The sequence below is a fragment of the Bradyrhizobium sp. USDA 4011 genome, assembly GCF_054063415.1.
The window spans coordinates 4264360-4275526 of the sequence record NZ_JBSSGG010000001.1 but is presented as its reverse complement, the minus strand read 5'-3'; the positions used below and the strand labels follow the sequence as shown (position 1 = coordinate 4275526).

Sequence of the window (11167 nt, the reverse complement as noted above, 5' to 3'; positions counted from 1 at the left end):
GCGGCAGATTTCTGGCCGGCCCGAGCAAGGCCATCCAGATCTCCAAATAAGCAATTGTTGACGCAGATCATCGCGGCGACGTCCGGCAATTCGTTCGATGGCAGTTGAAGCGTCCGCCAAAATCGGCGCCTGCGTATCGTTGTCGCGCGCGGCATTGTTGCGGTGATGGCGCGCGGCGCGGAGAGCGACATCACTACGACCAAGAGACCAGTGACCCGGAGCAGGCGATAGAGCATAGGTTTCTCCCGTCAACGAAGCGCGGTAAACCGCCCAATCAGATGCGGAAGCCTAAGGGATGTCCGGCGGCTTCCACGCGACGAAAGTGACAGCCTTTTTCCTTGCCCGGCCGGAATGCGGCAACGCATAATCGCGGCAATGATCAAGACGGCTTGTCGGCGCGTTGTGTGCGATCGGCAATGAGTGGAGGAAAATGATGTCCGAGAAGGTTTATGACGTGCCGGCCGACTGGGCCAAGCGCGCTTATGTCAACGACGCCAAATATCGCGAGATGTACGCGCATTCGGTCAAGGACCCGAACGGCTTCTGGGGCGAGCACGGCAAGCGGATCGACTGGATCAAGCCGTTCACTAAGGTCGAGAACGTCTCCTTCGCGCCCGGCAACATCTCGATCAAATGGTTCGAGGATGGCGTGCTGAACGTCGCCTGGAACTGCATCGACCGCCATCTCGAGAAGCGCGGCGACCAGACCGCGATCATCTGGGAGGGCGACGACCCGTCCGAATCCAAGCACATCACCTACCGCCAGCTGCACGACGAAGTCTGCAAGATGGCCAACATCCTGCGCACGCGGAACGTCAAGAAGGGCGACCGCGTCACGATCTATCTGCCGATGATTCCGGAAGCGGCCTACGCCATGCTGGCCTGCGCGCGGATCGGCGCGATCCACTCGGTGGTGTTCGGCGGCTTCTCGCCGGACAGCCTCGCCCAGCGCATCAAGGATTGCGACTCGAAGGTGGTCATCACCGCCGATGAAGGCCTGCGCGGCGGCAAGAAGGTGCCGCTGAAGGCCAATGTCGATGCCGCGATCGCCAAAACCGGCGGCGTCGATTGGGTCGTGGTGGTGAAGCGCACCGGTGGTGCGATCGACATGAACCCGACGCGCGACCTCTGGTATCACGAGGCCGCCGAGATGGTGACGACGGAATGCCCGGCCGAGCACATGCACGCCGAAGACCCGCTGTTCATCCTCTACACCTCGGGGTCGACCGGCACGCCGAAGGGTGTGCTGCACACCTCGGGCGGCTATCTCGTGTTCGCGTCGATGACGCATCAATACGTGTTCGACTATCACGACGGCGACGTCTACTGGTGCACCGCCGACGTCGGCTGGGTCACCGGCCACAGCTACATCCTCTATGGGCCACTCTGTAACGGCGCGACCACGCTGATGTTCGAGGGCGTGCCGAACTACCCGGACAATTCGCGCTTCTGGAACGTGGTCGACAAGCACAAGGTCAACATCTTCTACACCGCGCCGACCGCGATCCGCGCGCTGATGCAGGGCGGCGACGGGCCGGTGAAGAAGACCTCGCGCAAGTCGCTGCGCTTGCTCGGCTCGGTCGGCGAGCCGATCAATCCCGAAGCCTGGGAGTGGTACTACCGCGTGGTCGGCGAAGAGCGCTGCCCGATCGTCGACACCTGGTGGCAGACCGAGACCGGCGGCATCCTGATCACGCCGCTGCCCGGCGCGACCATGCTGAAGCCGGGATCGGCGACGCGGCCGTTCTTCGGCGTGGTGCCTGAAATCGTCGATGCCGACGGCAAGACGCTGGAGGGCGAGACCTCGGGCAATCTCTGCCTGGCCAAATCATGGCCCGGCCAGATGCGCACGGTCTATGGCGACCATGCGCGGTTCGAGCAGACCTATTTCTCGACCTACAAGAACAAGTACTTCACCGGCGACGGCTGCCGGCGCGATTCCGACGGCTATTACTGGATCACCGGCCGCGTCGACGACGTCATCAACGTCTCCGGCCACCGCATGGGCACCGCCGAGGTCGAGAGCTCGCTGGTCGCGCATGAGGCGGTGTCGGAAGCCGCCGTTGTCGGCTACCCGCACGACATCAAGGGCCAAGGCATCTACGCCTATGTCACGCTGATGAAGGGCACCGAGCCGACCGAGGCCTTGCGCAAGGAGCTCGTCGCCTGGGTCCGCAAGGACATCGGCCCGATCGCCTCGCCGGACCTCATCCAGTTCGCGCCCGGCCTGCCGAAGACGCGCTCCGGCAAGATCATGCGCCGTATCCTGCGCAAGATCGCCGAGAACGAGCCGTCGAGCCTCGGCGACACCTCGACCTTGGCCGATCCGGCCGTGGTCGACGACCTCGTGCAGAACCGGCAGAACAAGAAGTAATCCGGCAGCAACAATATCGAGACATGAAGCAAGGGCCGCGCGCGATCATCGCCGCGGCCCTTCGCTTTTCATCACGCGATTCGGCGTCGGCGGCCTGCGAGACGCGATGGGATTGGTCATTTCACGGAATCGTCAGAGGCGAGGCGCCATTGCGGCGCGTTTGTGGCCAAGTGTTGTTTTCAGGTCATTTACTTTAATCCGAACTTTTCCTTTTCTCCCCGCCATCAGGACGTGTCTCGCGGCCGGTGTGAAACCACTCGGTTAAGACACGCGGTTAATATTATGTGCGCGAGACCGGCGGGCCCGGTTTTTCAGGGCTCTGCCCCTTCGTTTTTGGCTCCGTCACAGGAGCTGTTGGGAAGTGGAGAGGTTGATGTCGATGAAGTTTGCGGCAGTGCTGGCTGCCACCCTTGGTGCTGTTGTTGTGATGTCGCAGACGGCCGAGGCGCGGCCGGAAATTGTCGGAATACACGCCGACAATTATGAGCCGGGCACCATCGTGGTGAAGACCAACGAACGGCGGCTCTACCTCATTCTTGATTCCGGCCACGCGATGCGATACCCGGTCGGCGTCGGCAAGTCGGGCAAGCAGTGGGCCGGCACGACCCGGATCGACGGCAAGTACCGCAACCCGGCCTGGTCGCCGCCCGCCGAGGTCAAGCGCGACAAGCCGAGCATTCCGAACGTGATCGCAGGCGGTTCGCCCGCGAACCCGATGGGCGTCGCCGCGATGACGCTGGCCGGCGGCGAATACGCGATCCACGGCACCAACGTGCCGGGCTCGGTCGGCGGCTTCGTCTCCTACGGCTGCATCCGTATGCTGAATCCCGACATCACCGATCTCTATTCGCGCGTCTCGGTCGGCACGACTGTTATCGTCACCCGCTGATCGCACACAGCGATTCGCCGAAAGAAAAGCCGCGCGAATGCGCGGCTTTTTGTTTGCCTGTCCTGCGCCGTCGCGGCGATGACGCTATCGCCAGAGCGGGATGAATTTGGTTGAATCGGCTTGCCGCGCTTTCGGTTCACCTCTCCCCATTGGGGAGAGGTGAACTTTCGGCGCCGTTCCAGGTCAACCCGATCTCATCATGCTTCAGCGAGCAAAATTTCCGCACCAGCCGAAGCGGTGCCCGCCATTGTAGGCGCGGGCATGGCCGGCCGCGAGCAGCACCGCCGAGACGTTGTCGGTCTTCTTCGTCGCGACGTCGGCGACGACGCGTCCCTGATATTTGTCAGGCCCGATATTGTAGATCGCGACATCGCCCTGGCCGAGCAGATCGCGCAGCGCCACCGTGGCTGCTTGCGCCATTTGCAGTTCACGCGCGCACGACGCCTTCAGCTCCGGCGCATCGATGCCGCGCAACCGGACCCGCGTATACAGATCGGGGCCCGGTGCGAGATGCACCCGCGCCTCGAACGTGTCGCCATCGATCGTCCTGATGACATCGACAGAATGGCGAGCGTCGGGTGCGCCGGCCCGCTGCCAGATCATTTCGGCATCGCGCGACCGGCTCAACGACCAGTGCGACGGCAAGGGTATCCATTGAGGCGCCCATCGGCGGATCGGGAGCATGCTGCCGACGGCAATGCCGAGGACGAACACCCACGGCATGGCCGCCGAGACGCGGCGGCCCCAGGGTGAGCGGCGAAAGGGCGGACGTCCCGTCCCACGATAAGGATTTATTCTCTCGTATGGGGACATATTCCCAGACTGGCTTGAGTCGGGCCGTCAGGCAAGACACTCCAAAACCTCTCAAAAATCCGAGGCGATGCCCTTGGTCTCCCAATCACCGTAACGCGTCGGTTCCGGTCCCTTCGGGCCCTGGAACTCCTTCGGCCGCGCGGCCGCATCCTTCGCAGCCAGCTCCTCGGCAGCCTTGCGCCGCGCCGCAGCCTCGGCGAGCGCGCGCTGCGCGGCCGGCGTCAGCGGCTTGCGCGGCGCGGGTTCCGGCGGCAATGGCGATGGCGATTTCTCAGACATAGCGGGCCTTCTTGGCAAAACTTTCTGCCTGCGAGTTTCTTATCTTGGTGTTGGCTCAGTGACGGCATCACAAGAAATCCCGCAAGACGATTCTTACATTTGGCATATTCGCATGCCAGTGGTGTTTTCGAGTTGATGGCATGAGCCGAATGTAACTCAGCACCTTCGAGATATTTCCGCTCCATGCCTCCTTCAAGATTTGCAGTTCCTGCCGAAGTCCCCGGTCTCGCGGCGCGCCGTATCGCGGCCGACATCCTCGACGGCGTTCTGCACAAGCATCGCACGCTCGACGATCAGCTCGACGGCGCCGGCGCGCATCCCGGCCTGAAATCGCTGGCCGATCGCGACCGCGCATTGATGCGCCGGCTGGTGTCGACCATCCTGCGCAAACTCGGCACGCTCGGCCATGTGCTGTCGCGGCTGCTCGACCGCGGCGTCCCGACCGATGCGCCGCGCGCGCAAAGCGCGCTCCTGATCGGCGCCGCGCAGATCCTCTGGATGGACGTGCCTGACCATGCCGCGGTCGATCTGTCGGTGCGGCTCGTACAGTCGGACCGCCGCGCGGCGAAATATGCCGGGCTCGTCAACGCCGTGCTGCGCCGCTGCGCGCGCGAAGGCCAGGGCCTGATCGACGAGATCAGCCCGCAGACGCTGGATCTGCCGCAATGGATGCTGGCGCGCTGGAATGCGCATTACGGTGAAGCCACCGCGCGCGACATGGCGCTGGCGCTCGGCCATGAGCCGTCGCTCGATCTCACGGTGAAGTCCGACGCGCCGCAATGGGCGAGCCGTCTGCATGGCGAGATATTGCCGACGGGAACCGTGCGCACGCTGCTGCAGGGTTCCGTCACCATGCTGCCGGGCTTTGCCGAAGGCCAATGGTGGGTGCAGGACGCCGCCGCCGCGCTGCCGGTGCGGCTGTTCGGCGACATCAAGGACAAACGGGTCGCGGACCTCTGCGCGGCGCCCGGCGGCAAGACGGCCCAGCTGGCGCTGGCCGGCGCACACGTCACCGCGGTCGACCGCTCGCCGGCGCGGGTCGCGCGGCTGCGCGACAACCTCACGCGGCTGGCGTTGCAGGCCGAAACTGTCGTCGCCGACGCCGCCGAATGGCCGGCGGAGGCCGCGAGCTTCGATGCTATCCTGGTCGATGCGCCCTGCACCTCGACGGGAACCATCCGCCGCCATCCCGACGTCGCCTGGCTGCGCCAGGAAGGCGACATCGCCGCGCTCACGGCCCTGCAGAAGCGGCTGCTGCATAAGGCAGCCAATCTGCTGAAGCCGGGCGGCACCCTCGTCTACTGCACCTGCTCGCTGGAGCCGGAGGAAGGCGAGCACGCGATCGCCGCCTTGCTGGCGAGCGAATCAGGCCTGCGCCGCGCGCCGGTCGAGGCAAGCGAGGTCGCCGGCCTCGACGACATCATCAGCGCCGACGGCGATTTGCGTACCTTGCCCAGCCATTTGCCCAACGCCGACCCGAGGCTGGGCGGGCTGGACGGCTTTTACGCCGCCCGGCTGGTTAAATCCTGATTTTAAACTTCAGTCTTCTAAGCTCGAAGTGATTCGTGCGGTATCAAGAGGGTGTCTTGTTTATCAAGAGGGTGCCTTGGCCGCGTTTCCGGATTAAATAAGGATTCGTTGAAAATTCCCTCCCCGCAAGGTAAGGCGTGTCGGTCGCTCAAAGCAGACGCATCTCGACGCTGATTGCTGGCCGGTTTGCCCGCAGCATGCTCGCACGCGCCAGCGGGAGCACGGTGGCGCTGTCGCGGCTCTGGCCCGGCCGCACCGACCGGCTGATCATCGCGCCGCACGACCTGCGGACCGCCGACGCCACCCGCGCTGCCGAGATCTATGCCGGGCGATTCGTGTTCGCCGGCAAGATCGTCACCTGCCACGGCCGCTCGATCTTCGATCTCGAACCGCCGTCGGAGGATTGGGAAGCCGCCCTGCTCGGCTTCGGCTGGCTGCGCCATCTGCGCGCCGCCGACACCGCGCTGACTCGCGCCAATGCCCGCTCGCTGGTCGACGACTGGATCTCTAACCAGGCCCGCAAGCGGCCGCTGGAGCGGCGCGCCGATGTGCGCGCACGGCGCGTGATCTCGCTGTTGTCGCAGGCGCCATTGGTGCTCGGCGACACCGACGGAAAATTCTACCGCAAATATCTGCGCGGGCTGGCGCGCGAGATCCGCTATCTGCGCCACTCCACGCACGAGAATGACGGCGTTCCGCGCCTGCAGGTGTTGATCGCGCTGTGCTACGCTTCGCTCTGCCTCGCCAACCAGGCGCGCAACATCAAATCGGCCACGCGCAGGCTGTCGGACGAATTGCAGCGCCAGATCCTGCCCGACGGCGGCCATATCTCGCGCAATCCCGGCGCGCTGGTCGAACTGCTCAGCGATCTCTTGCCGCTGCGGCAGACCTTTGCCGCACGGAATATCGCGCCGCCGCCAGCGCTGCTCAACGCCATCGACCGCATGATGCCGATGCTGCGCTTTTTCCGGCACGGCGACGGCAGCTTCGCGCTGTTCAACGGCATGAGCACGGCGCCGTCCGATCTCGTCGCGACGCTGCTCGCCTATGACGACACCCGCGGCGTGCCGATGGCGAGCATGCCGCACACCGGCTTCCAGCGCCTCGACGCCGGCAACACGACCCTGATCATCGACACCGGTCCGCCGCCGCCGGCAAGCGTCAGCCAGGATGCGCATGCCGGCTGCCTGTCGTTCGAGCTCTCCTCCGGCGTCAGCCGCATCGTCGTCAATTGCGGCATGCCGAACACCGGGCGCGACAATTGGCGGCCGTTCGCGCGCTCCACCGCGGCGCATTCGACGCTGACCTATCGCGAGACTTCGTCGTGCCAGTTCGTCGAGCTGTCGGCGATGAAGCGGCTGTTGCGCGGCGCGCCGGTCACCAGCGGGCCCAGCAATGTCGAGAGCTACCGCGAAGCCATCCCCGACGGGGACGTGCTGACCGCCTCCCATGACGGCTATCTATCGCGCTTCGGCGTGATCCACCGCCGCGTGTTGATGGTCTCCCGGGACGGCACCCGGATGGAGGGCGAAGACTCGCTGTCGCCGGCACCCGGCGGCCGGATCAAGGGCAGCGAGGCCGACTTCGCGCTGCGCTTCCATTTGCACCCCTCGGTGAAGGCGAGCCGCCTGTCGGATGCCCGCGGCGTCATGCTGGTGCTGCCCAACCGCGACGTCTGGACCTTCGAGGCGATGGACGACAAGGTCGACCTCGAGGACAGCGTGTTCCTGGCCGGCAATGACGGCCCGCGCCGCACCTCCCAGATCGTGATCCGGCAGGACGCAAGGCAGGCCGCCACCATCCGCTGGAGCTTCGTGCGCTCCTCGACCTCGGCCACCGCCACCAACGCCCGCCGCAACGCCCGCCGCGAGCCGGAACTGCCGCTGTAGGGCGGTGTATCGGCAACGCAACTGACCCTAGACCCGTCATCCTGAGGAGCCGCGAAGCGGCGTCTCGAAGGGTCGACGGCCACCAGCCGGGCCGCGCATCCTTCGAGACGCGCTGCGCGCTCCTCCAGCGACAAAGGCGAAGCCTTTGCGCGGGGATGACGGGGATAGATTCAGGGGAATCCGGCTCGGAGACCGGTTTCGTGCCGCACAAAACCATGCTACCCGGCTGCCTTAACAGCCAGGGATTTCCCAGATGACCGAACAGCTTCGCCGCGTGACCCGCGCTCTGTTGTCCGTTTCCGACAAGACCGGACTGATCGATTTCGCCAAGGCGCTTTCCGACCATGGCGTCGAGCTGGTCTCGACCGGGGGCACCGCCAAGGCGATCGCGGCAGCCGGGCTGAAGGTCAAAGACGTCTCCGAGCTCACCGGTTTCCCTGAAATGATGGACGGCCGGGTCAAGACGCTGCATCCGAAGGTGCATGGCGGCCTGCTCGCGATCCGCGACAACAAGGAACATGCCGCGGCGATGGCCTCGCACGGCATCGCGCCGATCGACCTCTTGGTGGTCAACCTCTATCCGTTCGAGGCCACCGTCGACAAAGGCGCCGGCTTCGAGGAGTGCATCGAGAATATCGACATCGGCGGCCCCGCGATGATTCGCGCCGCGGCGAAGAACCATGACGACGTCGCCGTGGTGGTCGAGGCGAGCGACTATCAAGCTGTTCTCGACGAGCTCGCCGCGCACAAGGGCGCGACTTCGCTCGGCCTGCGCCGGCGGCTCGCCGCCAAGGCCTATGCCCGCACCGCGGCCTATGACGCCGCGATCTCGAACTGGTTCGCCGTGCAGCTCGACACCAAGGCGCCGGACTTCCGCGCTTTCGGCGGCAAGCTGATCCAGTCGCTGCGCTACGGCGAGAACCCGCACCAGACCGCGGCGTTCTATGCCACGCCGGAGAATCGGCCGGGCGTTGCGACCGCACGCCAGCTGCAGGGCAAGGAACTGTCCTACAACAACATCAACGACACCGACGCGGCCTATGAGTGCGTCGGCGAGTTCGACCCGCAGCGCACCGCGGCCTGCGTGATCGTCAAGCACGCCAACCCCTGCGGCGTCGCCGAGGGTCCGGATCTTGCGACCGCCTATGCCCGCGCGCTCGCCTGCGATTCCACCTCGGCCTATGGCGGCATCATCGCGGTCAACCGCACGCTCGATGCAGATGCCGCGCGCGCCATCATCGGCATCTTCACCGAGGTGATCATCGCACCCGATGCGACCGAGGAGGCGATCTCGATCATCGCCGGCCGGCGCAATTTGCGCCTGCTGCTCGCCGGCGGGCTGCCGAATGCGCGCGCGACAGGCCTCACCGCCAAGACCGTTGCCGGCGGCCTCCTGGTGCAGAGCCGCGACAATGCGGTGGTCGAGGACATGAATTTGAAGGTCGCGACCAAGCGCGCGCCGACCGACGCCGAGCTGCGCGATCTCAAATTCGCCTTCCGCGTCGCCAAGCACGTCAAGTCGAACACCATCATCTATGCCAAGGATCTCGCCACCGTCGGCATCGGCGCCGGCCAGATGAGCCGGGTGGATTCCGCACGCATCGCCGCGCGCAAGGCATTGGATGCAGCGGCCGAGCTGAAGCTCGCCGAGCCCCTGACCAAGGGATCGGTGGTCGCATCCGACGCGTTCTTCCCATTCGCCGATGGCATGCTCGCCTGCATCGAGGCCGGCGCGACCGCGGTGATCCAGCCCGGCGGCTCGATGCGCGACGACGAGGTGATCAAGGCCGCCGACGAGCACGGCATCGCCATGGTGTTCACCGGCGTGCGGCATTTCCGGCATTGACTACGACTGTAGCCCCTGCGAAAGCAGGGACCCGTAACCACAGGCGTCCGTTGTTAGAAAAGCTGGGGCTCCAGCGCCGCGCAACACGAGCTGCGGTGATTATGGGTCCCGGCTCGCGCTTCGCTTGGCCGGGACGACAGCAGTGGTTACTCGCGCACCTTCGCCAGCAACACGAGCCCCACCACGAAGAACCCCACCAGCACCGCCATGCCGTATTTCTGGCTCGCGGTCGCAGCCGTGATCGCGCCGATCAGCAGTGGGCCGATGAACGACGTCACCTTGCCGGTGAGCGCGAACAAGCCGAAATACTGCGCGATACGATCCTTCGGCGCGAGCCGGATCAGGAGCGAGCGCGAGGCTGCCTGGAGCGGCGCGCCGGTGGCGCCGATCAGGCAGCCCAGCACGATATAGGCGCGCTCGGCGGCGCCCGCGAACAACGGACCGCCCGGCACCGGCGGCGCGACCGGGATGAACAGGATGGAATCCTTGTTCACCGTGAGGATCACCACGATCGCAAACAGCAGGATCACGAGGCTGCCGGTGATCACGCGCTTCGGCCCAAACGCATCGTCGAGCTTGCCGCCGAGCCAACCACCGAACGTCCCGGCGACCGCGAGGATGATGCCAAAGGTACCAATCCGGATCGTGTCCCAGCCGAACGTGCCGGCGGCATAGATGCCACCGAACGCGAACAGCGAAACCAGTCCATCGGTGTAGATCATGTTCGCCAGCAGAAACCGCGCCAATGATTTCTGCTTCGGCAGGCTGGCCAATGTTTCCCGGAGCTCGCGCAGGCCTTCGCCGAGCGCCGCACGCATCCGCCGCTTCGCCGGATGGTCCGGCGTGAACAGGAACATCGGCGTCACGAAGATGATGAACCACAGCCCGGTCAGCGGCCCGGTGATGCGGTCGCCTTCATGCATGACCGGATCGAGACCGAACAGCGGCGTGAAGCCGAACAGCGTGCGGCCGGTCTCGGCATTGGCGGCGAGGAAGCCGAGCACCAGCACGAGGCTCAGGATGCCGCCGACATAGCCGGTAGCCCAGCCGGTGCCGGAGAGCCGCCCGATCCGATCCGGCGGCACCAGCGTCGGCATCATCGCATTGTTGAAGACGGTCGCGAACTCGACGCCAACGCTCGCGATCGCATAGGCCAGCAGCAGCGTGGGGATGATGTCGGGATTGCCGGGCTTGCCGATCCACATCGCGCTCGAGCCGATCACCAGCAGCGCGCCGAAAACAGCGATCCACGGCTTGCGCCGGCCACTGGCATCGGCGATCGCACCCAGTACCGGCGACAGCAGCGCGATCGCAAGTCCCGCGGCTGCGGTGGCAAAGCCCCACAGCGCCTGCCCGCTTGCGGCATCGGGCGCGACGAAGCTCGCGAAATAGGGCGCGAACACGAAGGTCGTGATCAGCGTGAAATAGGGCTGCGCGGCCCAGTCGAAGAAGATCCAGCTGACGACGGCTGCGCGGCCGGGATAGGCCTTGGTGCAGGCCTTCGCATGTTCAGTGCCCGTCTGCATTGTTGCCGTCATCGCGAAAGA

At 65.4% G+C, this 11167-nt stretch carries 8 protein-coding genes; 5 read left to right on the top strand and 3 right to left on the bottom strand.

All coding sequences use genetic code 11. The features are described 5' to 3' along the window. The first annotated feature begins 433 nt into the window (after nt 1–433). Both acs and ACVW1C_RS20010 read left to right on the top strand, forming a co-directional pair. Nucleotides 434–2374, top strand: a complete 1941-nt coding sequence (acs, locus tag ACVW1C_RS20015) for an acetate--CoA ligase (protein ID WP_456759885.1) — start codon at nt 434–436, stop codon at nt 2372–2374. Nucleotides 2375–2747: 373 nt separating this feature from the next. Continuing rightward, the gene (locus tag ACVW1C_RS20010; protein WP_456759884.1) at nt 2748–3263 is read left to right on the top strand and encodes a L,D-transpeptidase; all 516 of its coding nucleotides are present in this window, start codon (nt 2748–2750) and stop codon (nt 3261–3263) included. A gap of 204 nt (nt 3264–3467) precedes the next feature. Here ACVW1C_RS20010 and ACVW1C_RS20005 read toward each other — a convergent pair whose 3' ends face one another. Next, nucleotides 3468–4076 (bottom strand): thermonuclease family protein, encoded by a 609-nt coding sequence (locus ACVW1C_RS20005; protein WP_456759883.1) that lies wholly within the window; start codon nt 4074–4076, stop codon nt 3468–3470. 51 nt (nt 4077–4127) lie between these two features. Continuing rightward, nucleotides 4128–4355, bottom strand: a complete 228-nt coding sequence (locus tag ACVW1C_RS20000; RefSeq protein ID WP_456759882.1) for a DUF1674 domain-containing protein — start codon at nt 4353–4355, stop codon at nt 4128–4130. Between the two features lie 183 nt (nt 4356–4538). On the opposite strand from ACVW1C_RS20000, the gene ACVW1C_RS19995 reads away from it, so the two are divergent. The 3 genes from ACVW1C_RS19995 (at nt 4539) to purH (ending at nt 9620) form a co-directional block, all read left to right on the top strand. Next, on the top strand, nt 4539–5885 hold the full coding sequence (locus ACVW1C_RS19995) for an RsmB/NOP family class I SAM-dependent RNA methyltransferase (RefSeq protein ID WP_456759881.1): 1347 nt from the start codon (nt 4539–4541) through the stop codon (nt 5883–5885). Nucleotides 5886–6022: 137 nt separating this feature from the next. Further along, on the top strand, nt 6023–7774 hold the full coding sequence (locus ACVW1C_RS19990) for a heparinase II/III family protein (RefSeq protein ID WP_456759880.1): 1752 nt from the start codon (nt 6023–6025) through the stop codon (nt 7772–7774). Between the two features lie 253 nt (nt 7775–8027). Next, nucleotides 8028–9620 (top strand): bifunctional phosphoribosylaminoimidazolecarboxamide formyltransferase/IMP cyclohydrolase, encoded by a 1593-nt coding sequence (gene purH / locus ACVW1C_RS19985; protein WP_456759879.1) that lies wholly within the window; start codon nt 8028–8030, stop codon nt 9618–9620. 146 nt (nt 9621–9766) lie between these two features. Here the strand turns inward: purH and ACVW1C_RS19980 are convergent, their stop codons facing one another. Beyond that, on the bottom strand, nt 9767–11146 hold the full coding sequence (locus ACVW1C_RS19980; RefSeq protein WP_456759878.1) for an MFS transporter: 1380 nt from the start codon (nt 11144–11146) through the stop codon (nt 9767–9769). Between the last annotated feature and the right edge of the window lie 21 nt (nt 11147–11167).

What these genes read in the sequence shown, in the direction of transcription:
- acs (WP_456759885.1), top strand. Translation starts at nt 434, where the DNA reads ATGTCCGAGAAGGTTTATGACGTGCCGGCCGACTGGGCCAAGCGCGCT.
- ACVW1C_RS20010 (WP_456759884.1), top strand. Translation starts at nt 2,748, where the DNA reads ATGTCGATGAAGTTTGCGGCAGTGCTGGCTGCCACCCTTGGTGCTGTT.
- ACVW1C_RS20005 (WP_456759883.1), bottom strand. Translation starts at nt 4,076, where the DNA reads ATGTCCCCATACGAGAGAATAAATCCTTATCGTGGGACGGGACGTCCG.
- ACVW1C_RS20000 (WP_456759882.1), bottom strand. Translation starts at nt 4,355, where the DNA reads ATGTCTGAGAAATCGCCATCGCCATTGCCGCCGGAACCCGCGCCGCGC.
- ACVW1C_RS19995 (WP_456759881.1), top strand. Translation starts at nt 4,539, where the DNA reads ATGCCTCCTTCAAGATTTGCAGTTCCTGCCGAAGTCCCCGGTCTCGCG.
- purH (WP_456759879.1), top strand. Translation starts at nt 8,028, where the DNA reads ATGACCGAACAGCTTCGCCGCGTGACCCGCGCTCTGTTGTCCGTTTCC.
- ACVW1C_RS19980 (WP_456759878.1), bottom strand. Translation starts at nt 11,146, where the DNA reads ATGCAGACGGGCACTGAACATGCGAAGGCCTGCACCAAGGCCTATCCC.